The sequence below is a fragment of the Rhodococcus rhodochrous genome (assembly GCF_900187265.1).
GTDB lineage: Bacteria > Actinomycetota > Actinomycetes > Mycobacteriales > Mycobacteriaceae > Rhodococcus > Rhodococcus rhodochrous.
This window is the reverse complement of record NZ_LT906450.1, coordinates 2,430,998-2,455,238: the sequence shown is the minus strand read 5'-3', so window position 1 is coordinate 2,455,238 and position 24,241 is coordinate 2,430,998. Positions and strand designations below refer to the sequence as shown.

Below are 24,241 nucleotides of genomic sequence, written 5' to 3'. Positions count from 1 at the left end.
ATTCAGCGTGTGAGGACGGTGCACGCGCTGATGCCCGGCGCCCCGTACACATGGGTGAATCCGACCTTGGGGTCGCCCGGCACCTGCCTGTCCCCCGCTGCACCGCGCAGCTGGACGACGTTCTCGTAGACCTGACGCAGACCGGTCGCGCCGATCGGTTCCCCGTTCGCGAGGCATCCACCGTCGGTGTTGACCGGGATCGATCCGCCGATCTCGGTGGCGCCGGAGCGGATGAGTGTCTCCTGCTCGCCGTGCTTGCACAGTCCCGTCTCCGCCAGGTGCATGATCTCCGCACCTGCCTCGGTGTCCTGGATCTGCGCCACGTCGATGTCGCTCGGGTCGATCCCCGCCGCTTCGAAGGCCGCGCGGGAGGCGGTCACCGTCGGCCCGTCGGCACGTTCGGGTGAGGTCCACGGACTGAACACCTCGAACGAACCGAACAACCGCGAGCGCAGTTCCGCGGCCTCGAGGAAGACCGGCGTGTCGGTGTAGCGGTGGGCCCGGTCGGCGCGGGCGAGCACGAGCGCGACCCCGCCCTCTGCCGGGGAGCAGAACATGTACTGGGTGAGCGGATCGTTGACCATCGTCGACCCGGCGATCTCCTCCTCGCCGAGCGGAGTTCGCCGCCAGGCATGGGGGGCGAGCGAGCCGTTGCGGAACGCCTTGGCCGCCACCGTGGCCAGCAGCGATTTCGGCAGTCCGTGCTCGACGAGGTACCGCTGGATCTTCATGGCGAAGAACTGGGTGGTGACCATCATCCCGGTCTCGCCGTACCAGCGGCCCAACCCGTTGTCCTCGGGACGAGGGTTGAATGCTCCGCGCGGATGCTTGTCGAAGCCGACGACGAGACCGAGATCGGACTCGCCGGACCGGATCCGGCTGACCGCCGAGGTCAGGGCGCTGCCACCGGTGGCGCAGCCGTTGGAGACATTGACGAAGGGCAGTCCGGTCAGGCCCAGGGTCGACACGAGGGTGTCGGCGTTGCCGGCGGAATCGCTGCCGCCGTAGGCGAACTGGATGTCCTCGAACTCGACCCCGGCGTCGGCCATCGCCTGCCGGGCCGCGTAGGCGCCCTGGTCCAGGCCGCTCACGCCCTCGGTGCGACCGAACCTGTGGATACCGATACCGACGATCGCGACCTTCATGCCGCCTCCTCCTTGCTCGGTGCGAATGCGAAGGTGACGACCTCGGTGCCGTCGTCGTCGACGTGGTTGACGATGCTGCACAACCGCATCGGCATACCGATCTCCAGCGATTCCGGGTCGTTCACGGTGAGGCGGGACTCGACGATCACGTCACCGAGATCGATGTAGCCGACCCCGAAGGGGGTGAACGGTTCGGTGTGCAGGAAGGGCTTCTTCGGGGCGAACGACTGCACGGTGTAGGACCAGAGCACCCCCTCGGTGGGCAGTGCCTCGGGGTTCATCTCCGCGGCCCCGCAGCGCGGGCAGCTGTGCTGGATCGGGAAGGTGACGGTCGAACAGCGGGAGCAACGGGCGCCGCGCAGGGCGACGTTCGGGTCGTCGTCGACGAACAGGAGCGGGTCGATCGGTCGGGTGGGTGCCGTGGTCATTCGTCCTCCCCGGTTCCGGCGCTCGCGCGCTCGGTGTCGATCTCCCAGACCGGCAGCACCACAGGGTTTCCGGCCGCGTCCTCGCCGAGGTCCTCGAAGGTGCAGCGGACCGGGGTTCCGGCGGTGACGTCCGCACGACCGGGCAGATTGCCGATCAGGCGCACGCCGGCCTGCTCTCCGTCGAGGTCGACGACGATCACGGTGTACGGGACCGGGAACAGCGGATGCACCTGATGCTCGACGATCGTGTGGCTGTACACCGTGCCGGTGTGGGGCGCCGGCTTCCACGACACCTCGGTGCTCGCGCAATACACGCATCGCGGGCGCGGCAGGTGGATGCGTCGCCCGCAGTCCTCGCAGGTGAGGATCTCGATGCGGCGCTCGGCGGCGGCGGAGAAGAAGCCGGCGCTGCCCCGTTCGGTGACGAGGGGACGAAGACGGTCGGTGGTCGCCGCGCTCGCGGCTGCTGCGGCGCTCATGCCGCCACCAGGATCAGCGCGGACGCCGCCGGGGGCGGGGCCGAGGTGACCAGGGAGACCTGCGCACCCTCGACCTGACTCGTGGAGGTACCGCGGATCTGCCGCACCCCTTCGACGACGTGGTTCATTCCGTGGATGTATCCCTCGGACATGTGTCCTCCGCTGGTGTTGATCGGTATCGCTCCACCGAGGTCGATCTGACCCTCGGCGAGGAAGTCGCCGGTGTCGCCGCGCTTGCAGAACCCGTAGTCCTCGAGCTGGATGAGGGCCGTGATCGAGTAGCAGTCGTAGATCTGCGCGACGTCGACGTCCGCGGGACCGAGACCGGCACGGCTGTAGAGCGTGTCCTGGCATTCCCGCGACGGCAGGGCGGTGATGTCCTCACGCATGAGAGTCGGGTACATCAGGCCCGGCTGGGGGTGACGGCAGGTCGACATCGCGACCGACCGGATGAGTGCCGGCGTCTGCCGCAGGTCGTTGGCGCGTTCGGCGGTGGTGACGACGACCGCTGCGGCACCGTCGGTTTCGAGACAGTAGTCGAACAGTCGCAGGGGCGACGACAGCATGCGCGAATCGAAGTAGTCGTCGAGCGTCATCGTCCGGTCGTACATCTGGGCGGCCGGATTCGCATTGGCGCGCTTGCGGGTCACCAGCGCGATCTGCGCGAGTTGTTCGGAGGTCAGGCCGGTTTCGGTCATGTAGCGCTGAGCCATGAGCGCGAAGTACTGGCCGGACGACAGCAGCCCGTACGGGCCGAAGAACTCCTCGAAGGTCTCGTTGCCGCCCACCTCGGGGGTGACGACCGGAGACAGGCCGAACCGACGGCCCGATCGGCCGTTGAGCGAACGGAACACGACGACGGTGGTCGCCTGTCCGCTCATGATGGCGGCGACGGCCTGGGCGACCATCGCGGCCGGTCCCGATCCACCCGGGCCGGCTTCACCCCAGTAGGTCAGGTGCGGGACGCCGAGGCCGTCGGCGAGCGCCGCGCACGAGACGAGATCCATATCGTTGCGGACGACGCCGTCGACGTCGGCCGGGGTCAGTCCGGCGTCCTCGAGGGCCGCCGCGGCGGCCTCGACGGCGAGCGCTGTCACGGAGACACCGGAGTCCTTGGAGAACGCGGTGGTTCCGATTCCTGCAATGGCGCAGGCATCCCTGCGCCAGGTCGGGTCGGTGGACATGTGTGGGTCACCTCTGTGTCGTGCCCGCCGCAGCGGGCGGGGAGTCAGTTCGCGGTCAGTCCGCCGTCGGCGGCGATCGCCGCGCCGGTCACGAAGGAGGCGTCGTCGGACAGCAGGAAGGCCACCACCGATGCCATCTCTGCCGGGTCCGCCGAGCGTCCGAGCGCGGTGTTCTCCACCACGCGGCTGCGGGTCGCCTCGGGCTCGGGGCCCTGCAACGCCTGCGAGTTCACGCGCAGGCCCGTTCGCACCAGGCCGGGGCACAGGCAGTTCGCCCGGATGTTCCGGTCGGCGTACCCCATGGCAACCGACCGGGTCAGCTGCAGGACACCGCCCTTGGACGCGTCGTAACCGGGGGTGTTCAGGTTGGTCGCCACCAGCGACGCGACCGAGCCGACGGTCACGATCGAGCCCCCGCCGGCCTGGAGAAGGTGGGGCAGGGTGGCCCGCAACGGCAGGAAGGTGCCGGTGAGGTTTACGCGCAGGATGCGTTCCCAATGGGCGAGTTCCATCTCGTGGAGCATCGCCGTCCCGTTGATGCCCGCACAGGTCACCACGCCGTCGAGGCCTCCGAACTCGTCGGCCGCGGCAGCCACGGCGTCCGCGACCGAGGTCTCGTCGCCGACGTCGCACCGCAGCCCCAGCGTCGGTGCGCCGGTCTCCGCGACCGAGGCGGACACGGTCTCCGCGGCCTCGCCCCGGGCGTCGGTCACCGCGACCGCTGCACCCTCGGCGGCGAGTCGCTTCGCCACGGCCTCACCGATGCCGCTTCCACCGCCGGTCACGAAGATCCGGCGACCTTCGAGTCTGCGCGGCACCCGGGCGGTCTCGGGCCGGGTTTCGTTGTCCAGAGCGGTCACAGTCGCACCCCCGCGTCGACCGGCAGCGCCACGCCGGTGATGAATCGTGCTTCGTCCGAGGCGAGGAACAACACGGCGTTGCTCATGTCCTCGGGCGCCACCCAGCCGATGCCCATCGGATTGCGGTCCTTCGAGCGCTCCCACAGGTCGTCCGGTCCCGGATTCTCGAGATCGGGCCCGAAGATCCGGAAGGTCGCCTCGTTGTGCAGCATCGGGGTTTCCACGGCGCTCGGATTGACCGTGTTGACGCGGATGCCGTGGGGGCCGAGTTCGGTGGCCAGAGTCCGCATGAGGCCGACGACACCGCTCTTCGACGCGTTGTAGTGACCGATGTTGGCCGAGCCGAGCATCGCCTGGATCGAGCTGGTCATGACGATCGATCCACCGCGGCCGGCGCGGATCATCTCCGGGACGACGGCTCGGACGGTGTGGAACACCCCGGTGAGGTTGACGTCGAGCATGTCCTGCCACTCTGCGTCGCTCAACTCCCAGGTGGGCCGGAAGCCCACGATGCCCGCGTTGGCACAGACGATGTCGATGTGCCCGAACGTTCCGATCGCATCCGCGACCGCAGCGTCGAGTTGTGCCTGGTCCCGGACGTCGGCGATGCGGGACAGGACCCGGCGGCCGGTCGCGGCGACGAGCGCCTCGGTCTCCTTGAGGTCGTCCCCGGTGGCAAGCGGGTACGGCACCGAGTCGATCGACCTGCACACGTCGAGGAGGACGACGTCCGCCCCTTCCTCGGCGAGACGCACGGCGTGCGCGCGTCCTTGGCCACGGGCCGCGCCGGTGATCAGTGCGACCTTTCCTTCAACTCTTCCCATGGGGGTGACTCCTTCTCCGGCGAACCCGGAACTACTGGTTGAACAGACGGCCGAAGCGGGCCTTGAGTTCTTCGAGTGCTTCCGGCGTCATGGCGTCCGTGTTCTGAGGGGCGACCTTGTCGACGGTGGTGACCGCCGAGCCGATGCCGGGCAGAACGGAGGCATTGCGGAACGAGACCGCTTCCTGACCCGCCGGGGTGATCATGTAGTTGGCCAGGACCTGGGCTGCATTGGGATGAACGGCATCGGCGAGGATCGCGGTGTACATGGGCGCGCCCCACACGACGTCTCCGAAGGCCGAGTCGACGGGGGCGCCGGTCTCCTGCTCGCTCTTCTGGTCCTGCACGAAGGCGGCGGCGGCGATCTCACCGGAGGCGAGGGCCTGCGCCAACGGCAGCGCGCTGGGGTAGATCCGCGGACGCTGCTGCGCCAGCTTCTCGAGATAGCCCTCCCCTCCGACCTGCTCGAGATAGTTGTCGTAGAAATCCACGTGCGCGGTCGACGTGGGAAGGACGATGCCGATCCTGCCGTCGCCGAGCGCCGGATCCAGGAGATCGCCGTAGCTGTCGACGCCGTCCGGGTAGCGCTGGGTGTTCCAGCCGAAGGTCAGGACGGACGCATTGGAGACGAAGTAACCCGTGTCGTCCTTCAGGGTCGTGACGTCGTACTCACTGGCAGAGTCGGTGAAGGCCGGGCCGACGGGCTCGGCGAACTCCCCCTCCGCGCCGAGGCTCACGGCCCACGGCACACTCGCCTGCGTGACCACGTCGGCGACCCGGTTGCCGGTCTCGGCCTCCGCACCGATCTTCTGGTGCAGATTCGCATCGACGTCACGCACGACGTTCAGGCGGATGCCGTAGTCGGCCTCGAAGCGGCGGCCCAGTTCGGCGAGAGCGTCCGCGGCGTTCGACGAGTAGATCGTGACCTCGCCCTCCGCCTTGGCCGCCTCGACCACCTGCTGCCAGGCATCGTCGCCGGCCGGGCCGGTCGATCCGATCGATTCCGAGGTGATGCGGTCGTCCCCACCGTTTCCACCGCAGGCCGCGAGGGTCGCGGCGAGCGCGGCGGCGGTCAGGGTCGACAGGAAGGTGCGCCGGGTACGGCGCGGTGCTCGGATGAAGTCCATGAGAGGCTCCTGGTCGTCGGCCCGTGGGCCGCGGATCGGGTCAGGGGGTGGAGGTGCGGCCGCCGTCGACGGGGATCACAGCACCGGTGGTGTAGGTGGAACCGGGCCCCGCGAGATACAGTGCGGCGCCGACGATCTCGTCCGGATTTCCGGCACGCCGGAGCGGCATCGCCCCGAACAGTTCGTTGGCCGAGTCCATGTCCCAGGCCTTGCTGATGTCGGTGAGGAAGGCACCGGCCATGATCGTGTTGACCCGCACGCTGGGACCGTATGCCTGCGCGAAGCCCTTGGTCAGGGTGTTCAGTCCCGCCTTGGCCGCCGCGTACGGAAGATCGGTGGTCATCGGCCGCTGGGAGGCGATGGAGCTGATGTTGATGATCGACCCCCCGGAACCCGCCGCCATCCGGGGACCGACGAGGGCGGTCAGACGGAAGGCACCCTTGAGATTGACACCGATCACCTTGTCGAACAGTTCCTCGGTCACCTGGTCGAGGCTGGGGTACAGAGGCGCCATGCCGGCGTTGTTCACCAGGACGTCCAGGTGGCCGAACTCGTCGTAGACCCGGTCGACGACCGGCTCGTGGGCGTCCCAGTCACCGACGTGCAGTGCGAGAGGCAGGGCCTTGCGCCCGGTGGTCTCGGCGACCTCCGCGGCGAGTTTCTCGCAGCTGTCGACCTTGCGGCTGACGATGACGACGTCGGCACCGGCGTTCGCAAAGGCGAGAACCATCTCGCGGCCCAGGCCGCGGCTGCCACCGGTGACGAGCGCTACCTTTCCTTCGAGCGGACGGGGATGCGTGGTCATGCGGGCTCCTGTCGATGAGGTCGGCGTCGAAGGCGCCGAAAGAGTGAGAAGGTGCGGCGGGACACCGGCGCCGCCGCAGCGACGTCGGGACGGTCCCGACGGAGTCAGGTCGAGGGAACGAGAGGGACGAGGGCCTTACCGGTTGCGGCGCCGTCGAGCATCCCGACGAAGGCATCCCATGCACCGCCGATACCACCGGCGAACTCGGTGTGGACGGGCCGGATCCGGCCGCTCCGGACGAGCGCGGCCATCTCGTCCTCGAAGGCATCGCGCGCATCGAGATGGTCGGCCAGCAGGAAGCCTTCCATCCGGGCGCGACGCCAGATCAGTTTGAGCAGGTTGTTCGGTCCGGGCACGGGTGTCGCGGAGTTGTAGACGCTGATCATCCCGCACAGAGCGATTCGGGCGTGGTCGGCGAGCACGCGGATGGCCGCTTCGAGCTGTTCGCCCCCGACATTGTCGAAATACACGTCGAGCGCGGTGGCACCGACCTCGGCCATAGCGCTGCGCAGCAGGTCCTTCGCCGGCCCCTCGTGATGATCGAACGCCGCGTCGGCACCGAGTTCCCTGACAAGAGAGACCTTCTCAGGAGATCCGGCGCTCGCGATCACCACGGCACCACGCTGTTTCGCCAGCTGGACCGCAGTGGATCCGACCGCACCGGCCGCGGACGACACGAACACCACGTCGCCGCTGCGCACCTGCGCGATCCGCTCGATTCCCACCCAGGCGGTCATACCCGGGATGCCGAGGACACTCAGGTGCAGGGCTGCGGGGAGATCGTCGTGCCGGAGCCTGCGGCAGTCGGACGGGTCGACGAAACTTTCCGTCCGCCAGCCGTACTCGTGGAGAACCAGCGATCCGATCGGCAACTCGGGTCGATCGGACCAGGACACGACCCCGACCGTCGGAGCCAGCATCGGCTCCCCCAGTGCATAGGGCTCCGCGTAGGTCGCCTCACCGCCCATCCTGCCCCGCATGTACGGCTCGACGGACATGACGAGGTTCCGCACGCGGACCTGCCCCGGGGCGGGTACGCCGAGAGCGGTTCCGACCAACTCGACGTCGGTGTCACGGGGACGGCCGCTCGGGCGCGCCCGGAGGATCCATTCGCGTCGGACGAGTTCGGTGTCCACGGTGTCGGTCACAAGGATGCCCGTTCTCTTCGTGATGCGGACGGCAGCGCGATCATCCCGCGAGTCCGGCCGTGACCTGCTCGACGAGATCGCGGCGCACGAGCTTGCCGGTGGGGGTACGGGGCAGGTCGTCGACGAACACGACGTCGTCGGGGGTCCTCGAACCGCGCAGACGTTCACGGCACCACGTGCGGATCGAATCGGCGTCGTCGTGGTTGTCGACGGCCGGCACGATCACCGCGCAGATCCGTTCGCCCCATTCGTCGTCGGGAGTACCGATCACGGCCACCTCGCGCACCTGCGGGTGGTGCGCCAGCACGTCCTCGATCTCGGCCGGTGCGATGTTCTCCCCACCTCGGATGATCGTGTCGTCCGCGCGGCCACCGATGTAGAGATAGCCGTCCTCGATCCGGGCGCGATCCCTGGTCGGGAACCAACCCTCCGCGTCCAGAACCGAACCGTTGCCCATGTACTCGCCGCTGACCTGGGCCCCGCGCACCCACAGCAGACCCGTCTGCCCGTCGGACAGCACGCGTTCGCCGTCCTCGGATCGGATCTGCGCTTCGATGCCGGGCACGATCCGCCCGGTCGAGGAGAGACGCCCTCGCAGTTCGGGTTTCGCGAAGGCCTCCCGATGCTCTTCGGGTCCGAGCACCGCGATCGTCGAACTGGTCTCCGTCAGGCCGTAGGCGTTGACGAATCCGGTGTCACCGAACGCCGCGAGAGCACGTTCGAGGACCGGCTGGGGCATCCTCGCCCCTCCGTAGGCGAGCGACTCGAGAGTCGGAACCTCGGCCGGCGCACCGTCGAGGTGGTCGACGATGCGAGCGAGCATCGTGGGCACCACCATCGCGCTGGTGACGCCCTCGGTGCGGACGAGATCGAGCCAACCCTGCGGCGTGAAGTCGGGCAGGTACACCATGCGGCGACCCGAGTAGACGTTGCTCAGGACGGCACCGAGACCTGCGATGTGATAGGGCGGCGTGCTGACCAGAGTGGCCTGTTCCTCTGCTGCGGAGCCGAATTCGACGGTGTTGATGAGGTAGGACAGCAGGTGCCGGTGCCGGAGCAGCACTCCTTTCGGAGCCGAGGTGGTCCCGGAGGTGAACAGCACGATCGCGGTTCCCTCGTCGTCCGATCGGTCGCCCTCCAGAAGGTCCGTACCCTCCGCGAGACCGAGGAATTCGTCGGTCGAGACGATTCGGTGCGCGCACCCGTCGAGCTTGCCGACAAAGTCGGCATCCGCAACGACGATCGGTTCGTCCAGCCTGTCGATCAGTTCGAGCAGTTGCGCGGCCGGAAGCCGGTAGTTCAAGGGCGCCAGTGGAACACCGGCACGACCGGCAGCGAACATGAGCGTGGGAAGGACTGGACCGTTCACTCCGACGAAGACGACGTGTCGGGCTCCGAGCTCACCGAGCAATCCCGCACCGCGCGAAGCGAGTTCGTCGAGCCGGCGGTAGGTGACGCCGTTCGCGCGAGGACCCATCGCGATCCGATCGGGGGTGGCGGCGGACGCCATGTCGAGGACCATCCCGATACCCATATGACCACCTGTCTTCAGAAGCCTTGCCGTACGAGAGAAGAGACGAATCGACCGGCGCTCGCGATCACCGGGCACCGAACCCTCGGTCGCGAGACCGTGTGATGCACACCATAGCAATTATGCCAATATTTGTGAAGGTATCGCTCGGAATTTTCTGACAGCCTTCTCACCAGGCGAAATGTGCGACACGCCACCCCGTGCGCGTCCTGATGAACCGGCGTCGAACCACATGGCATACTTGACGCCACAACTGAACAGCCACCGAACCGCGGCGGGAGAGTCCCGCACACAGCGGGCGCCGAAGGAGCAACCTCCCCGGGAATCTCTCAGGCCCCCAGACCGCCACGGCGAGGCTCCTCTGGAAAGCAACTCTTCCGGGTTCACCGAAGGTGTAAGCGGCTCCGTCCGCGAAAGCTCTCAGGTCCGATGACAGAGCGGGGAACGACAACACCCGCTGGTGCTCGTTTCGTGCACCCTGGACCCGAGGTAGACGTGTGACCGTTTCCCTGGGCGCGCCCCTGCGCGCCGATGATGCGCTGTCCGTGCCCCTGCGCGCCGATGATGCGCTGCTCGAGCAGAAGCGCACCGACATTGCGCCGACCGAGTCGCGGGGCCCCGCTCTCCCTCCCTCCCCCGCTCCGAAGTCGCCGCCACGCACGAATCGGCGACTCGGGATCGCCGCGATCGTGCTGTCCGCGACCGCGATGGGCGCCGCAGGGTTGTTCGGCCGCAAGGCCACTCCTGAAGGCGCGGTCCTCGGTGAAGCACTGACACTCGGCCGGATGGCAGTCGGAGCGATCGGCATGCTCGTCCTGATCGCGTTGTCCCGCCGTCTCGGACAGTTGCGCCGGACCCGCCTGTCCTGGTCGGTTGTCGGCGGAGGCGTCCTTCTCGGATTGTCCCTCGCGACCTATCTGTCCGCCACGGTGTTGACCGACCTGTCCCGTGCCGTGGTTCTCCACTACCTCGGTCCCGTCGTCGCGACGGCTCTCGCCCGGGTGTTCCTGAAGGAGAGGGTCGGTCGTCTCGACGCCTTGTCGATCGGCACGGCGTTCGCCGGGATGCTGCTCGCCGCCGGTCTGGTGGGCGGTGAGTCGTCCGGGGGTGAGCACGAAACGCTGGGCACCGTATTGGGCGCGGCCTCGGGAGTCTTCTACGGCGCGGCCCTGCTGTGTTACCGCTATCGCACCGACATGCCGTCCGACGTCCGGTCCTTGTGGAACTTCGTCTTCGGTGCCGTCGCGGCAGGTGGGATGGTCGCGGTGACCCGACCCGACATGTCGGGGATGACTGCGACGAACTGGCTGTGGGCCGGTGGATTCTTCGTCGTCTGCGGCCTGTTCGCACTGGGGCTGCTCGTCGTCGCGGGAAAGCACCTTCGCGCTGCAGAACTGTCCGGCCTGTCCTACCTCGAAGTCGTGGTCGCGTTGATGATCGGCGTGGTCGCCTTCGGAGAGTCCGTGACCGTGCTCGCCGCCGCGGGCGCCGGTCTCATCGTGGTAGCGATGGCCCTGCCGATGCTCGGTCGTCGATGACACGGCCGACATCCGGCCGCAGATGACGAGAGGGAGGGCGGCCGACCGGCGCGCCCTCCCTCTCGAATCCGTTCTGTTACTGCTGCTGCGGCGGCTCGGCCGGCTGCTCGGATGCGTCGTTTGCCATCCAGCGCTGGGCCGGCGGCGGGGTGGGCAGCGCCGACTGTCCTTCACCGGCACCACCCTGCGCACCCTCCGTGGCGAGACCCGTCCGGACCGCGGGATCGACCGGCTTGCGCGCGACCGCCTCGGCTTCGGCGACTGCCTGGGCCACCTCGGGGTCGCGCTTGGTCGCGAACCAGTCCTCGACCTCGGCGCTGTCGTCCTCGGGGCGTTGCAGCTCTTCGTCGACAGGACTCGGCTCGAACCGGAAGACGCCGTCATCGCCGGGTGCGCCGAGCGTCCGCGCGAAGCCTTCGAGCGCCTTGCCGAAGTCGCTCGGCACCACCCACATCTTGTTCGCGTCACCCTGGGCCATCTGCGGCAGGGTCTGCAGGTACTGGTAGGCGAGCAGCTCCGGAGTGGGCTTGCCGGCCTTGATCGCGGCGAAGACCTTCTCGATGGACTTGGCTTCACCCTGGGCCTCGAGGTACCGCGCCGCGCGATCACCCTGCGCACGCAGGATCCGCGACTGCCGGTCGGCCTCGGCCTCGAGGATCGCGGCCTGCTTCGCGCCTTCGGCGGAGAGGATGCGCGACTGCTTGTCGCCCTCGGCGGTCTTGATCGCGGATTCGCGGTGACCCTCGGCCGTGAGGATCATCGCGCGCTTCTCGCGGTCGGCCTTCATCTGCTTCTCCATCGATTCCTGGATCGACGGCGGCGGATCGATGCTCTTGAGTTCGACTCGCGCGACACGCAGTCCCCATCGGCCGGTGGCTTCGTCGAGCACACCGCGGAGCTGACCGTTGATGGAGTCGCGCGAGGTGAGCGTCTCCTCGAGGGTCATTCCGCCGACGACGTTGCGGAGCGTGGTGACGGTGAGTTGCTCGACCGCGGCGATGTAGTTGCTGATCTCGTAGACGGCCGCCTGCGGGTTCGTGACCTGGAAGTACACGACCGTATCGATGCTCAGCGTCAGGTTGTCCTGGGTGATGACCGGCTGCGGCGGGAACGAGACGACGCGTTCGCGCAGATCGACCTTCGCCCGGATGCGGTCGACGAAGGGCACCAGGAAGGTGAGCTGACCCGACGCCGTCCGGTAGTACCGGCCGAGACGTTCGATGACCGCGGCCTCCGCTTGCGGTACCAGCGATACCGATTTGGCCACGACCACCACGACCAGTGCCACCACCACGGCGAGCACGATCAGAGCTTCCATCCTCAGACACCCCTCCATACGACGGCTGTCGCGCCGTCTATCTGCATCACTGTCACTGTCGTTCCCGGCTCGTACACCTCGGTGGCGTCCAGCGGCCTGGCGGTCCACACCTCACCGTCGATCTTCACACGCCCGGAATGCTCCCCCACCTGCTCGAGGACCAGCGCATGCTTTCCCGGAAGAGCGTCGATCCCGGTGGGCAGAGCGGGCGGCTGGGAGTACCGCCGCCTCAGGATCGGCCGGACACCGGCCAGCAGAACCAGCGAGGTCACGGCGAAGATCACCGCGTCGATCCAGACGGGCAGATCGGTCACCGCGGAGACACCCCCGGTGACGAGCGCTGCACCGCCGAGCATCAGCAGCGCGAAATCGCCCGTGAGCGCTTCGCCGGCCGCCAACGCCACTCCGGCGATCAACCAAATCAATGCGGCCACGGTCACCATCGAACCACAAATCGGACATCCTGGCAGATGCCCTGGTCGAGGAAGCCCTGTGGACTCCTCGACCTCGATGCTGGTTCCGGAGGGGAGATTCACGGGCCGAAAGTTCTATATTTTTCCGTTTTCCGTCCCGCTCGGACTCCCACGGGCTCATAAGTGAAGTTGGCCGAAACACATCCTTTTGCCGATGTGAGATCGGTGATACCGTCCCCGAACTATGGGTATCACCCCCGTGCGTTCGCTCCTCGTGGGCGCGTTGATCGGCCAGAGCGCCGACGCCGATCCGACCGACACCGCAATCCTTGCGGCCACCATCCGCTGCCTGAGCCACCACGGACTCGAACGGACGACGGTGGCCGACGTCGCGGCGGAGGCCGGAGTCGGTCGCGCCACGGTCTTCCGGCGGTTCGACACCAAGGAAGAACTGCTGGGTCGCGCATTCGCGTGGGAGCTCGATCAGCTCGTCACGCGGTTCCACGCGGCCATCGACGACATCGAGGACCCGTACGAGCGCGCAGTCGAATGGATCGTCGAAGCGGTCCGTACCGTTCGCAACCACCCGGTCGCACGACGATTCGTCGTCGACGGAGCCGCTCTCCCGCTTCTGCACGACCCCCAGATCACCGCCGCACTGCTCACCTCGGTCCGCCACGAACTCGACCTCACCGCACAACGGGCGGGGATCACGTTCGACACGGCCACCGCCGCAGAGATCGTCGCGCGGTTCTTCGCAAGTGTGTGGCTCGCACCCGATCTGGGTGACGCCACCGCGACCGACGACGGGGTACGACGGGTGGCCCGGACCATGCTGTCCTTCCTGATCGTGCCCTCGAACCCCTCCACCGACAGCTGATCTCCGCATCCGTTCCCCGCCATCGAACCCGAGGAGTCCGGCAATGGAAGTCACTCCCGCACAACGTGTTCGCACCGACATCGAAAGCGATGCACCCGTCGCCGACCGCACCTTCGTCCGGTTGCTGGCAGACCGCCGCATCTGGCCCATGTTCCTGTTCCGGGCACTGTCGCTCCAGGGCACCCACCCCACCGTCATGGTTGCGCTCGAACAGCATTCGAAATCGTTCACCGAACCGTCGGTACGCGCAGAGAACACGCTCGCGTACACCTACCGCATCTACTTCGGCGAGAACGTCGCCGATTCGGCACGGGAACTGCGGGAGATGCACCGACCTGTCACCGGACTCGACTACGACGGCCGGAGATACCACGCCTGGAACCGCGACGTGTGGACCTGGGTCCACCTCACCACCATCGAATCGCTCATCTACGCGATCGAGGTCTGCTTCGGTGCGCAACCCGCACCGGAGGTGGAGGCCTTCCACCGGGAGAGCTGCCGGCTCGGCATGCTGTTCGGCGTCCGTGAGCAGGACATGCCGGACGATGTGGCAGGTCTTCGCGCCTACGTCGACCGAGGGGTCGCCGACAAGCTCGCGATGTCGCCCGGCACCCGGCGGATGCAGCAACTCGTCGACGAACAGGACGTGATCGCAACCCTCGAGCCGAAACTCGCCGCACTCCCCCGGCCCCTTCCCGCCATCCTGAGGAAGATGACGGGGCGGCCGGTGGAGACGCTGATGTTCGGCGCATTCCCCGAGTCCGTCCGCCGGATCTGGGGAGTGCCGTGGAGCGCGGCCCGCGAACGTGAGTTCCGCGCAATCCTCGCACTCGCGCACGTCGGTTCCCGGTTGGTTCCCGAGCGCCTCCGCTCGATCCCGGAAGCCCGCGCCGCACTGGGGGTCTGACCCACCGGTCGTCATCCCCGTACACGCGTCCGCTCGCTGCGGACGCGAGCCGATGGTGCAGTCGTCGGCCGTTCTGCACATACCCGACCCGGAGATCCGGTTGCTTCGGCGCCGGTTCCGACCAGTACCGATCGATTCGGTGCAGTTCATCAGGGGGCCCGATGAAGACCTCGCAACCCACGGACGCAGACGTCCGGGGCGAGCGGACGTTCGGGGGTGCCGTGGTCACACGCACCGCCGACTCCACACGCACATTCGGACGCACGCTCCGTCTGGCGTTCCGCGCCACCGCATACCTGATCGTCGACATCGCACGCGGTCGTTTCCCGATGCGGGAGGCGATCGTCCAGGGATGGTTCTTCGTCTCCGTCTCGGCCGTGCCCGCCGTTCTGGTGGCGCTACCGCTCGGCGTGGTCATCGCCGTGCAGGTCGGCAGCATGACCGACAACGTCGGCGCCAACTCGATGGCCGGCGCGGTGGGCGGAATGGGAGTGATGCAGCAGATCGCGCCCCTGGCCGCGGCACTGCTCATCGGTGGTGCCGGTGGTTCGGCCATCTCCGCCGACCTCGCCTCGCGAACCATCCGGGAGGAGATCGACGCGTTGCGCACCCTGGGCATCGACCCCCAGCGCAGGCTGGTCTCGCCCCGCATCCTGGCGATGGTCGTCGTCGCCCCGATGTTGTCGGTGCTGATCATCCTCATGAGCATTCTGGCGAGCTTCGCGGTGGCCTCGCTCGGTCAGGGGGTCGCCCCCGGCTCGTACTGGTTGTCGTTCGGCAGCTTCGCCTCGACCACCGACCTGATCGTCTGCCTGTTCAAGGCCGCTGTCTTCGGGTACGTGGTGGCGGTCATCTCCAGCCAGCGCGGTCTCGAGGCCAAAGGCGGCCCGAAGGGCGTGGCGGACAGCGTCAATGCGGCCGTGGTGCTCAGCATCATCGCCTGCATGGTCGTCAACCTCTTCATCACCCAGGTGGTCCTGATGTTCGTCCCCATGAGGTTCCTCTGATGAGCACCACGCGCAGCGGACCCGTTGCGACGCCGTCGCCCTATCGCCCCCGCGGTCTGCGGTGGACCCGCCACGCCGGCCGGGCGTGGAACCCGATCGAAGCCCTCGGGCTCCACCTGCACTTCGTCGTCGTCTCGTTCCGAGGCATCGGCCACGCCCTGCGCCGCAACCGCCGCCAGACCGTCGCCATCTTCACCGACCTGACATGGGGCAACGGCCGCGCAGTCATCGTCGGCGGAGGCGTCGCACCGGTGCTGGCCATCCTCGGCATCGTCGCCGGGGCGATGGTCGGCCTCGTCGGCTTCTCCGCACTCGACATGCTCGGCATGGGACCGCTGACCGGAGCCATGTCGGCCCTGGCGAATCCCCGCGAACTCGCTCCCCTCATCGCGGCGATCGGGTTCGCAGCCCAGGCCGGTTGCCGCATCACAGCCGAGGTCGGCGCCATGCGGATCTCGGAGGAGATCGACGCGCTCGAAGCGCAGGCCATCGACTCGATCCCGTACGTCGTCTCCACCCGCCTCATCGCCGCCGTCGGCGCCGTCGTCCCGTCCTACCTGATCGCGCTCGCCCTCGGATTCGCCGCCACCGGCGCGACCGTCACCGTGGTGCAGGGCCAGGGAGCGGGTGCCTACGACCACTACTTCCATATGTTCACCGAGCCGATCGATCTGCTCTACTCGCTGATCAAGGTGGTCGTATTCGTCCTGGTCGTGACGCTCGTGCACGCCTATCAGGGCTACCACGCGAGCGGTGGTCCCGAGGGGGTCGGGATCGCCTCGGGCCGCGCCATCCGGGCGAGCCTCGTGCTGATCGTGACCACCGACATGGTGCTCACGCTCATCATGTGGGGCCTCGACGCGACGATCAGCTTCTCGGGGTGAGGAACCAGTGAGCGCAGCACAGTATTCGGGCTTCGGCCCCAGCCGCCGCGGACTCCGGATCCGCGGGCTCGCCGTCGTGGTCGCCGCCGCACTCGTCGTCACCGCGGCCTGGTGGGCCTCGCAGCCCGACCGTTCCGGAGAGGTGCAGTTCGCCGTCACCGCATCGAATCTCGGCGACGGGGTCTCCACCGACACCGCCGTGCGTCTGCGGGGCATCTCGATCGGATCGGTGATCGAGGTAGAACCGCAGGGCCCGCAGCAACAGATCGTCACGCTCAGTGTCGACGAGAACCGCGTCGACGAGTTGTCGACGGCCATGCACACCCGTTTCGTCTCGTCGAACATCTTCGGTTCCACCGCACTCGAGCTCATCCCGATGCCGGGCGGCGAGCCGATCCGAGCCGGCAGCACCCTCGCCCTCGGCGATGTCGGGGACTACACCGTCACCACGGTGCTGCGCGATTCCGGTCGTCTCCTGCTCGACGTGGTGACGCCACAGCTGTCGGACTCGATCGACAGCGCCGCCGAACTGACCCAGCAGATGGCGCCGCTGCTCGCCTCGTCGCTGCTCGTCATGCGCAACATCGCCCGCACCCAGAACGAGCCGCTCAGTGAGTTGCTGCCGAAATTCGCGGATGTCTCCGAAGGTGTCGCGGCGTTCACTCCGTCGGCACTGAACACTCTGTCGGCCATCGCGTCCGTCGAGGAACTCGAGGACGACTTCCGCACGCAGCAGGCGAGCGAGACGATCACCGAGGTCTCGCATCTGGTGCTCGCACTCTCGGGTGAGATCGTCGGCGCGCTCGGCCCCACTTCGTCTGCCGTCGACATGCTCCTCGACATCCTGATCCCGCTGAACCAGAGTCTGGGCGGGGTCACCCCCGACCAGGTCGACCGGCTCGTCGACGGCGCCGACGGCGCACTGCAGCACCAGGGCGACCGGGTGGTCCTGGGGGTGGACGTGCTCGTCGACACCTTCCCGGCCTTCCGGGTCCCGCTCGAGACCACCGGGGGTACCCGATGAGAACTCCACGCCAGGCAGCCGTCCGGCTCGCCCTGCTCGCCGGCGTCGTCGTCCTGATCGTCGTGTTGATCGTGCAGGCGATCGAACGCCCCGTCGGAGGATCGACCGTCGCCTACAAGGCCCAGTTCGGTGATGTCTTCGGCCTCAAGGAGAACGCCGACGTGCGCCTGCGGGGCGTACAGATCGGCAAGGTCACCGACATCTCGGTGTCCGACGGCAACCGTGCGCTCGTCGACTTCACGGTGCTCGAGGAGTACCGCCTGCGCGAGTCGGACCGGCTGCTCGTCAAGTTCCAGAACCTCACGGGTCAGCGCTATCTCGAACTCGATCGCAGTGAGGAGGGCGGTCAGGAGGTGGACCCGTCGGAGCTGGTCGTGAACACCGTCGACTCGTTCGACATCACCACGGTCTTCAACGGCCTCAAACCACTTCTGCGCGAAGCCGATCCGGCCGTCTACAACCGGCTTGCGACCAATGTGGCCGCGTTGATCGAAGGCAGCGAGTCCAGTCCGACGCCGGTGATGCGTGACATCGCCGAGCTCGCGAGTTACGCCGAGGACCGCAGCGCCCTGATGAGCACCCTGCTCGACAACTTCACGGCCCTCAACGAGCAACTCGAAGGCCGGTCCGAGAACCTCGAGAACATCCTCGAAGTCTTCCATTCGATCTTCACACCGCTGGTGACGCGCATGACCGAGTTCCTGTCCCTGACCAAGCTCGGTGCTCTCGAGATGGCGGAGGTCGACCGCACGGTGAACCTGCTCTCCCGGCTCGGCCTCGGTGCGCCCGCCGAGCACGACGGATTCCTCGAACGCAACGACGATTTCATCGTCCGGGTGGACCAGGTGATCCCGGACCCGCAGACGGCCATCGACACCCTGTCGGTGCTGCCGGGGATCTTCGAGGGCATCAACTCACTGGTGCCGCAGGTGGACGAGTCCCGCCAGTGCAGCAACGGCGCGGTGCAGTTGCCGATCGAGGCCGACGTGCTGCTCCGGGGCCGTCCCCTGACCATCTGCAACGGAGGTGCCTGATGCGCACCCGCCTGTTCGGACGACTCGACTTCGGCGCCGAGGACGCCGATCCCCGCACCCAGATGTGGTGGGCACTGTCGGGTCTGATCGTTCTCGCCCTCGTCGCAGGCATCGTCCTCGTGCTCTATCTGCGACCGGTCGGTTCGACGACCTACCGACTCGAACTGCCGGAATCGGCGGGGCTCGCTGCGGGCGACGACGTGCGCATCGCGGGTGTGCCGGTCGGGTCGGTCACCGGCCTGCAGCTGGCAGACGACCACGTCGACGTCGAGTTCACCGTGGACTCCGAGCATTTCGTCGGTGATCAGTCCTCCGTGTCGGTGCGGATGCTCACCCCCATCGGGGGCCTGTATCTCGCGGTGCACCCGGCCGGCCGGCAGCCGCTCACAGAGCCGATCCCCGAGAACCGCGCAGCACTACCGTTCCTGGTGAACGACATGTTCGAGGAGGCCACGGAGGTGGTGGAGGAACTCGACACCGAGGCGCTGCGCACCGCCCTGGACAAGACCGCGGCGCTGCTCGGCGAATCCCCGGATTCGGTGCGGATCACGGTCACCGATCTCGAAGCGGTCATGGACGTCATCGCGAATCAGAAGGACCAGATCGAGAGCCTGCTCGAGCTGTCCAACGAGTATCTCCGCACCGCCAACGACAACAAGGAGCTCGCGCTCGAGATCATCCGGGGCTACGCGATCCTCGGCCCGAAGATCGTCGAGGCACATCAGGACGTGAAGATCTTCGCCGACGGACTCTCCGGGCTCGCCGGGCTGCTGTTCGACTTCCTCAGCGGCCCGTACCAGGAGAAGGTCGAACCGATCATCCCGCACCTCGTCGAAGCCGCCGACAGCAGCGCGGAACTGTCGGCCTCCGTCGAGTCGATGACGGAATCCCTCCGTTCCACCCTCACAGGACTGGCGGCCGTCGCCGGTCCCGAAGGCCAGGCCCTTGTCGACCAGAGCGGACTGACGGTCCAGCGACCCGACGTCTGTCTCCCGATGCCGGGAACACGGTGCTGACGTGCGAACACCGACAACGAATACACGACGACTCGTTCCCGCGGTGACGGTCGTGGCGCTGGCCGTGGCCGGCGCGACCGCCTTCGCCGCGACCTCGGGGGACGACACCTCGATCTGCGCGTACTTCGAGGATTCCTACGGCCTCTACCCCGGTTCCCCGGTGACCATCCGCGGCATCTCGGTCGGGACCGTGCACCGGATCGAACCCGACGGTGCGCGCGTGCGCGTCGACATGACCGTCGGCGACCGCGAACTTCCCGCCGAGACCGGTGCGGTGATCACCAACGCGTCCATCCTCACCGACCGCAGGCTCGAACTCGTCGACGCCGATCCCCGGCCCGGACCGACCCTGTCTCCGGAGACGTGCATCGACACGGCGCACACCCGTACCCCCGTGAGCGTGTCGGATGCGCTCGGCTCGTTTTCCGAGCTCGTGCGTCAGATGACCGAGCGCGGGCCCGACGGGACCGCGCCGCTCGAATCCGCGCTGAAGGACGCGGGCCGCGAGTTCGAAGACCTGGGGCCGACGCTCAACCGCGAACTGCGCGACCTCGCAGACCTGCTGTCCTCCCCCGACAACTTCATGGACCAGTTGGGACAGGTCCTCGACAACTCGGCCGAGATGACGACCCTGCTCACCGGCGACTGGGAGAACGTCGAGTCCACGATCCGGACGTTCGCTCCGGGCCTGGCCGGCATCGAGCAGATGCTCGTCGTGGCGAAGATCCTCGTCGAGAAGCTGTCACTGGCCGTCGGACCGCTCGACCGGCTGTTCAACGAGCACTTCCCGTACCTGATGAACGCCCTGAACTCGACGTTGCCCACGCTGACGATGCTGCGCACGCAGGCGGAAAGCTCGAGCGAACTGCTCGCCACCATTCCGGGCACGATCACCATGCTCGAGACCATGGTGCAGACCCGTCCCGGCTCGATCGCCCTCGAACTCGACCCAGCCCGTGCCGAAGTGCCGGCTCCCGACGCCGCGCTGACCTGCACGGCGCTCGAGCAGATCGCACCCGACAGCTGCACCGTGGTGTCCTCCCGCTCGGTGTCGGTGCCGCTGCCCCAGCTGGTCCTGTCGACGATCGGAGCAACGCCGTGACCCGTTCGTTCTTCCCGTCCCGCCTTCTCATCGGTGCGGTCCTCACCGCTCTGGTGACGTTGTGCGGATGCAGTTTCGATCCCAGCGACCACGCGCTGCCCGGGTCCGGGGTGCGCGGCCCGACCTACCGGCTGAACCTCGAATTCGAATCGCTGCTGAGCCTGCCGGCCGGGGCGGACGTCCGCTCCGAAGGCATCTCCGTCGGCACCTTGCGGGCGATCGATCTCGAACCGCACAGCGCCGTCGCCCGGATCGACGTACGCGAGTCGGTGGTCGTGCCGGCGGGCACCCGCGCCGAACTGCGGCAGAACACAGTGCTGGGCGACATCTACATCGCTCTGCTCCCGCCGAAGGACGGCAGCGGTGCGCCCTTGCAGGACGGCGACACGATCCCACTGCGGGACACGGACCCGGGTCCGCAGATCGAGGACATGCTCGAACGGATCGCGATGTTCGTCAACGGCGGAAGCCTGACCCGCCTGCAGGATTCGCTCGCGCGACTGAACGACGTGCTGCCCGAGGACACGGAGGAGACCCGCGAGTTGTCGGCGGTCGTCTCCGATGATCTGAGCGACGCAGCGGCCAACCTGGACCAGATCGATCGCATCGTCGTCGCGACGGAGGACCTGTCCCAACGGCTCGATGCCGCTCGCGACGACGTGGGGTTCCTGTTCTCCGACACCGCGCGACGACGTCTCGACCGGGTGCCGTACTTCATGGAGGCCGTGCTCAACATCGTCATCGACGTGAACACCATGGTCACAGGCCTGGAATGGCTGATCCCCCGCCTCCCGCACATCAACGACAACCTCGAGATCCTCACACCGCTGCTGCGCGAACCGTCGCCGAGCGCCGCCGAACTGCGCGGCAACGCAGCAGAACTCGTCGAACTCGTCGACGAGAAGCTCGTCCCCTTCCTGCTCGAACCCGGCATCGACATCCGTGAGGTGACCATCGCCGGTAACGAGGGGAGTCCGGCGGCCGACGGACTGGTTCTCCTGCGCATGATCGGAGCGATCCCGTGACCCGAATCCCGGCCTGGATGTCCGCACTCGCCCTGGTCCTCGTGATGATCCTGGGCACCTGGTATCTCGTCGTCGGTGTGCTGCAGATCGATCCGACCCGGCCCCGCGCGCACGCCGTGGTGGACATGCGCGACGCGGCAGGACTGCGCACCGGATCGAGCGTCGTCTACCGCGGGGTGAACATCGGGCGGGTCGACGGTATGGAGAACCTCGACGGTTTCGTCCGCATGAACATCTCCTACGAGGCCGAACACCGCATCCCCGTCGACAGCACGATGCGCGTCGAGAACCTGTCGTCGCTGGGCGAACCGGTGTTCTCGTTCCTACCGGCCTCGGCCGAGGGGCCCTATCTCGAGGACGGCGCCCACCTGACCGAGATCGTCGAGCTGCCCATCTCGGTCCCCGATCTGCTCGCGACCACCTCGGAACTGCTCGAACAGACCGACGCCGAATCGCTGAACGAGCTCGTCGCGACGTTCACCGAATCGGTTGCGGGTCTCGAGGAGACGATGCCTGCGGCGGGACGTGGGGCCGAGCTGCTGCTGTCGACCCTGACCCGGCACGAGGGATCGCTGGAAACGGTATTGAGCGACCTGATGTGGATGATGGGCGATGTCGACTGGGTCCGGCCCGCGATGGTCGCGGCACCTCCCATGCTGGATCGGTTCGGCGAGACGCTCGGTGTCTCGTACGAGTACCTCTTCGAGGGGTCCTCGGTCCTGAAGGGTGAGGAGATCCTCGGCTCGTGGCGCGAGGAGGAGATCGAACTCGCCGACTTCCTCCGGCGGTTCGCGCCCGAACTCGGTGCGATCGGCGTCGCGCTCCGCCCGGTCACCCAGGCCACCGGTTCCGTGGTGGGCCGGATGGATCTCGGTACCCTGCTCGAACAGGCCATCGCGACCATGCCGGGCGACAGTGTCCGATTCACCGTGAACGTACCCCGATGAAGAAGGAAGACAGCGTCATGTCGAACACCGGCCCCTCGAACACCGGTTTCACCGAACAGGATCAGGCCACCTCCACGTCCACCTCCACCTCCACCTCCACTGCCACCGAGGCGGGAAGCCGCGGTCCGTGGTGGTCGTCGGTGCGTGCCCTCGCGGTCGTCACGGTGCTCGCCGTCGTCGCCGCGGTGACCTTCGGGGTGTTGTGGGCGACCGACGACTCGTCCGAGCAGCTGCAGGCCCTGCAGAGCCGGCTCGACACCGAGGCCGAGGCCGAAGCCGTCGCCTCCGACTACGCGCTGAGCGTCTCCGAGGTCGACTTCCGTGACCTCGACGCCTGGCGGGCGGCGCTCACCGACGGCGTCAGCGAGCAACTCGCACCGAAACTCGAAGGAGCCGTGGACGTCGTGGCTCCGTGGCTGACGCAGATGGAGTACACCGCCGATGCCCGTCTGCTCGCCGCCGAGGTGGCGAGCAACGACGGCGACACCTTCGTCGTGCAGGTCTTCGTCGACATGATCTCGACGAGCAAGCAGACACCCGACGGTGTCGCCGCCACCGCGACCTACACGGTGACGATGGACCGCGCGTCCGACTGGACCATCACCGACGTCGGCGGGGTGGGCACCGGCCTGCCGGGCGGCACCGGGGAGCCGGAACCTGCGCCGGCGCCGGCGGACGGGGGCCGCTGAGTTTCCGGTCGGTCAGCCCTCGTCGGGTTCGGTGACGAAGTCGACGAGGCGCTCGACGGCGCCGATGAGGTGCGATTCGAGATCGCGGAACGAGTTCACGGCGTTGTAGACGCGCCGCCAGCCGTCCTGCGGGGTGCCCCAGCCGAGTTCTCGGCAGACACCGGTCTTCCAGTCCTGGCCTCGGGGAATGGTGGGCCAGGCGTCGATGCCGACGGCCTTCGGCTTCACCGCCTGCCACACGTCGATGTAGGGATGGCCGGTGACCATCACATGCGGACCGAGATTCGCGGTGAGGCGCTCTTCCTTGGACCCGGTGACGAGGTGGTCGGCGAGGACACCGACCCGCCGACCCGGGCCGGGTTCGAACTCGGCGAGCCGGACACCGAGATTGTCCAGGCCTTCGAGTTGTTCGACGACTACGCCCTCGACCCGCAGGTCGTGCCCCCACACCCGTTCGACGAGGGCGGCGTCGTGCACGCCCTCCACCCAGATCCGGCTCCCCCGCGCCACGCGTGCGCGCAGACCGTCCACCCGGGTGGACCCCGAGGCGGATCTCGTCGGTACGGAGGCGGGACGGATCTTCGGTTTGACGAGGGTGACGGGTGCTCCGTCGACCAGGAAGGCCGCAGGGCGCATCGCGAACAACCGGGTGCGCCCCTGTGCGTCCTCGAGCCGCACGAAGTCGCCGTCGTAGGTCTTCTCGATCCCCACGATCGCGCCGCACCAACCGGATGCGGCGTCCTCGACGACGACACCGCGCTCCGCCGCGAGTTCGGGGACGGCCTTCTTCTTGGTGCGGGCGTGACCGGCATAGATGTCGCCGCCGTAGATATCGCGTGGGCTCACGCCAGTCGACCCTAGGACATCGCGCGGGACCGCTCACGCTGCCACGCCGGACCGCTGCACCGGGTCGCCGTATGCTTTCGG

Annotated in this window: 25 protein-coding genes and 1 riboswitch; of the genes, 12 read left to right on the top strand and 13 right to left on the bottom strand. The window is 67.7% G+C overall.

Features of this window, described 5'->3' with window-relative positions:
- Positions 1–2: 2 nt before the first annotated feature.
- The 10 genes from CKW34_RS11250 to CKW34_RS11205 all read right to left on the bottom strand — a co-directional run bounded on the left by CKW34_RS11250 (position 3) and on the right by CKW34_RS11205 (position 9,533).
- Positions 3–1,145: a thiolase family protein gene (locus CKW34_RS11250; RefSeq protein WP_059381439.1), complete on the bottom strand. Its 1,143-nt coding sequence runs from the start codon at positions 1,143–1,145 to the stop codon at positions 3–5.
- Positions 1,142–1,573, bottom strand: a complete 432-nt coding sequence (locus CKW34_RS11245) for a Zn-ribbon domain-containing OB-fold protein (protein WP_059381438.1) — start codon at positions 1,571–1,573, stop codon at positions 1,142–1,144. Before CKW34_RS11245 ends, CKW34_RS11250 begins: the two co-directional genes overlap by 4 nt.
- Entirely contained in the window at positions 1,570–2,052 is a 483-nt protein-coding gene (locus CKW34_RS11240; protein ID WP_059381437.1) for a Zn-ribbon domain-containing OB-fold protein, read from the bottom strand. The genes CKW34_RS11245 and CKW34_RS11240 overlap by 4 nt, the downstream gene beginning before the upstream one ends.
- On the bottom strand, positions 2,049–3,236 hold the full coding sequence (locus CKW34_RS11235) for a thiolase C-terminal domain-containing protein (protein WP_059381436.1): 1,188 nt from the start codon (positions 3,234–3,236) through the stop codon (positions 2,049–2,051). The genes CKW34_RS11240 and CKW34_RS11235 overlap by 4 nt, the downstream gene beginning before the upstream one ends.
- A gap of 44 nt (positions 3,237–3,280) precedes the next feature.
- Positions 3,281–4,096 carry an SDR family NAD(P)-dependent oxidoreductase gene (locus CKW34_RS11230; protein WP_229580036.1) on the bottom strand — a complete coding sequence of 272 codons (816 nt, stop codon included), beginning with the start codon at positions 4,094–4,096 and terminating at the stop codon, positions 3,281–3,283.
- Complete coding sequence (locus CKW34_RS11225) at positions 4,093–4,920, bottom strand: mycofactocin-coupled SDR family oxidoreductase (protein WP_059381435.1); 828 nt, start codon at positions 4,918–4,920, stop codon at positions 4,093–4,095. The genes CKW34_RS11230 and CKW34_RS11225 overlap by 4 nt, the downstream gene beginning before the upstream one ends.
- Before the next feature lie 31 nt (positions 4,921–4,951).
- Positions 4,952–6,046: an ABC transporter substrate-binding protein gene (locus CKW34_RS11220; RefSeq protein ID WP_059381434.1), complete on the bottom strand. Its 1,095-nt coding sequence runs from the start codon at positions 6,044–6,046 to the stop codon at positions 4,952–4,954.
- A 40-nt stretch (positions 6,047–6,086) separates the two neighbouring features.
- Positions 6,087–6,851, bottom strand: a complete 765-nt coding sequence (locus CKW34_RS11215; RefSeq protein ID WP_059381433.1) for an SDR family NAD(P)-dependent oxidoreductase — start codon at positions 6,849–6,851, stop codon at positions 6,087–6,089.
- 104 nt (positions 6,852–6,955) lie between these two features.
- Positions 6,956–7,999, bottom strand: coding sequence for an NADP-dependent oxidoreductase (locus tag CKW34_RS11210; protein WP_229580037.1), 1,044 nt, complete (start codon positions 7,997–7,999; stop codon positions 6,956–6,958).
- A gap of 40 nt (positions 8,000–8,039) precedes the next feature.
- Positions 8,040–9,533: a class I adenylate-forming enzyme family protein gene (locus CKW34_RS11205; protein WP_059381432.1), complete on the bottom strand. Its 1,494-nt coding sequence runs from the start codon at positions 9,531–9,533 to the stop codon at positions 8,040–8,042.
- Between the two features lie 262 nt (positions 9,534–9,795).
- Positions 9,796–9,885: riboswitch (glycine riboswitch) on the top strand.
- A 142-nt stretch (positions 9,886–10,027) separates the two neighbouring features.
- On the opposite strand from CKW34_RS11205, the gene CKW34_RS11200 reads away from it, so the two are divergent.
- Positions 10,028–11,068 carry a DMT family transporter gene (locus CKW34_RS11200; RefSeq protein WP_059381431.1) on the top strand — a complete coding sequence of 347 codons (1,041 nt, stop codon included), beginning with the start codon at positions 10,028–10,030 and terminating at the stop codon, positions 11,066–11,068.
- 76 nt (positions 11,069–11,144) lie between these two features.
- Here CKW34_RS11200 and CKW34_RS11195 read toward each other — a convergent pair whose 3' ends face one another.
- Together CKW34_RS11195 and CKW34_RS11190 are read right to left on the bottom strand one after the other, a co-directional pair.
- Complete coding sequence (locus CKW34_RS11195; protein ID WP_059381430.1) at positions 11,145–12,386, bottom strand: SPFH domain-containing protein; 1,242 nt, start codon at positions 12,384–12,386, stop codon at positions 11,145–11,147.
- 2 nt (positions 12,387–12,388) lie between these two features.
- Positions 12,389–12,829, bottom strand: coding sequence for an NfeD family protein (locus CKW34_RS11190; protein WP_059381429.1), 441 nt, complete (start codon positions 12,827–12,829; stop codon positions 12,389–12,391).
- A 214-nt stretch (positions 12,830–13,043) separates the two neighbouring features.
- Between CKW34_RS11190 and CKW34_RS11185 the strand changes: the two genes are divergently transcribed.
- From CKW34_RS11185 to CKW34_RS11135, 11 genes are all read left to right on the top strand, one after another.
- Entirely contained in the window at positions 13,044–13,679 is a 636-nt protein-coding gene (locus CKW34_RS11185) for a TetR/AcrR family transcriptional regulator (protein WP_059381428.1), read from the top strand.
- A gap of 43 nt (positions 13,680–13,722) precedes the next feature.
- Positions 13,723–14,586: an oxygenase MpaB family protein gene (locus tag CKW34_RS11180; protein WP_059381427.1), complete on the top strand. Its 864-nt coding sequence runs from the start codon at positions 13,723–13,725 to the stop codon at positions 14,584–14,586.
- A gap of 161 nt (positions 14,587–14,747) precedes the next feature.
- The gene (locus CKW34_RS11175; RefSeq protein WP_226949813.1) at positions 14,748–15,593 is read left to right on the top strand and encodes an MlaE family ABC transporter permease; all 846 of its coding nucleotides are present in this window, start codon (positions 14,748–14,750) and stop codon (positions 15,591–15,593) included.
- Positions 15,593–16,477, top strand: coding sequence for an ABC transporter permease (locus tag CKW34_RS11170; RefSeq protein WP_059381426.1), 885 nt, complete (start codon positions 15,593–15,595; stop codon positions 16,475–16,477). Before CKW34_RS11175 ends, CKW34_RS11170 begins: the two co-directional genes overlap by 1 nt.
- A 7-nt stretch (positions 16,478–16,484) precedes the next feature.
- Positions 16,485–17,501: an MlaD family protein gene (locus CKW34_RS11165; protein WP_059381425.1), complete on the top strand. Its 1,017-nt coding sequence runs from the start codon at positions 16,485–16,487 to the stop codon at positions 17,499–17,501.
- Complete coding sequence (locus CKW34_RS11160) at positions 17,498–18,535, top strand: MlaD family protein (protein ID WP_059381424.1); 1,038 nt, start codon at positions 17,498–17,500, stop codon at positions 18,533–18,535. The genes CKW34_RS11165 and CKW34_RS11160 overlap by 4 nt, the downstream gene beginning before the upstream one ends.
- Positions 18,535–19,551 carry an MlaD family protein gene (locus CKW34_RS11155; RefSeq protein ID WP_059381423.1) on the top strand — a complete coding sequence of 339 codons (1,017 nt, stop codon included), beginning with the start codon at positions 18,535–18,537 and terminating at the stop codon, positions 19,549–19,551. The genes CKW34_RS11160 and CKW34_RS11155 overlap by 1 nt, the downstream gene beginning before the upstream one ends.
- A 1-nt stretch (position 19,552) precedes the next feature.
- Positions 19,553–20,653, top strand: coding sequence for an MCE family protein (locus CKW34_RS11150; protein WP_080968169.1), 1,101 nt, complete (start codon positions 19,553–19,555; stop codon positions 20,651–20,653).
- The gene (locus CKW34_RS11145) at positions 20,650–21,678 is read left to right on the top strand and encodes an MlaD family protein (protein ID WP_059381421.1); all 1,029 of its coding nucleotides are present in this window, start codon (positions 20,650–20,652) and stop codon (positions 21,676–21,678) included. The genes CKW34_RS11150 and CKW34_RS11145 overlap by 4 nt, the downstream gene beginning before the upstream one ends.
- Positions 21,675–22,625 carry an MlaD family protein gene (locus CKW34_RS11140; protein ID WP_059381420.1) on the top strand — a complete coding sequence of 317 codons (951 nt, stop codon included), beginning with the start codon at positions 21,675–21,677 and terminating at the stop codon, positions 22,623–22,625. The genes CKW34_RS11145 and CKW34_RS11140 overlap by 4 nt, the downstream gene beginning before the upstream one ends.
- A complete protein-coding gene (locus tag CKW34_RS11135; protein ID WP_059381419.1) occupies positions 22,622–23,314 on the top strand; it encodes a hypothetical protein in 693 nt (230 codons plus the stop codon). Before CKW34_RS11140 ends, CKW34_RS11135 begins: the two co-directional genes overlap by 4 nt.
- A 12-nt stretch (positions 23,315–23,326) precedes the next feature.
- Here the strand turns inward: CKW34_RS11135 and CKW34_RS11130 are convergent, their stop codons facing one another.
- Positions 23,327–24,160, bottom strand: coding sequence for a DUF3097 domain-containing protein (locus CKW34_RS11130; RefSeq protein ID WP_059381418.1), 834 nt, complete (start codon positions 24,158–24,160; stop codon positions 23,327–23,329).
- Between the last annotated feature and the right edge of the window lie 81 nt (positions 24,161–24,241).

Bases quoted from the DNA above. Each gene is read 5' to 3' on its own strand.
- CKW34_RS11250 (WP_059381439.1), bottom strand. From the start codon at position 1,145: ATGAAGGTCGCGATCGTCGGTATCGGTATCCACAGGTTCGGTCGCACC.
- CKW34_RS11245 (WP_059381438.1), bottom strand. From the start codon at position 1,573: ATGACCACGGCACCCACCCGACCGATCGACCCGCTCCTGTTCGTCGAC.
- CKW34_RS11240 (WP_059381437.1), bottom strand. From the start codon at position 2,052: ATGAGCGCCGCAGCAGCCGCGAGCGCGGCGACCACCGACCGTCTTCGT.
- CKW34_RS11235 (WP_059381436.1), bottom strand. From the start codon at position 3,236: ATGTCCACCGACCCGACCTGGCGCAGGGATGCCTGCGCCATTGCAGGA.
- CKW34_RS11225 (WP_059381435.1), bottom strand. From the start codon at position 4,920: ATGGGAAGAGTTGAAGGAAAGGTCGCACTGATCACCGGCGCGGCCCGT.
- CKW34_RS11220 (WP_059381434.1), bottom strand. From the start codon at position 6,046: ATGGACTTCATCCGAGCACCGCGCCGTACCCGGCGCACCTTCCTGTCG.
- CKW34_RS11215 (WP_059381433.1), bottom strand. From the start codon at position 6,851: ATGACCACGCATCCCCGTCCGCTCGAAGGAAAGGTAGCGCTCGTCACC.
- CKW34_RS11205 (WP_059381432.1), bottom strand. From the start codon at position 9,533: ATGGGTATCGGGATGGTCCTCGACATGGCGTCCGCCGCCACCCCCGAT.
- CKW34_RS11195 (WP_059381430.1), bottom strand. From the start codon at position 12,386: ATGGAAGCTCTGATCGTGCTCGCCGTGGTGGTGGCACTGGTCGTGGTG.
- CKW34_RS11190 (WP_059381429.1), bottom strand. From the start codon at position 12,829: ATGGTGACCGTGGCCGCATTGATTTGGTTGATCGCCGGAGTGGCGTTG.
- CKW34_RS11185 (WP_059381428.1), top strand. From the start codon at position 13,044: ATGGGTATCACCCCCGTGCGTTCGCTCCTCGTGGGCGCGTTGATCGGC.
- CKW34_RS11180 (WP_059381427.1), top strand. From the start codon at position 13,723: ATGGAAGTCACTCCCGCACAACGTGTTCGCACCGACATCGAAAGCGAT.
- CKW34_RS11175 (WP_226949813.1), top strand. From the start codon at position 14,748: ATGAAGACCTCGCAACCCACGGACGCAGACGTCCGGGGCGAGCGGACG.
- CKW34_RS11170 (WP_059381426.1), top strand. From the start codon at position 15,593: ATGAGCACCACGCGCAGCGGACCCGTTGCGACGCCGTCGCCCTATCGC.
- CKW34_RS11160 (WP_059381424.1), top strand. From the start codon at position 17,498: ATGAGAACTCCACGCCAGGCAGCCGTCCGGCTCGCCCTGCTCGCCGGC.
- CKW34_RS11155 (WP_059381423.1), top strand. From the start codon at position 18,535: ATGCGCACCCGCCTGTTCGGACGACTCGACTTCGGCGCCGAGGACGCC.
- CKW34_RS11135 (WP_059381419.1), top strand. From the start codon at position 22,622: ATGAAGAAGGAAGACAGCGTCATGTCGAACACCGGCCCCTCGAACACC.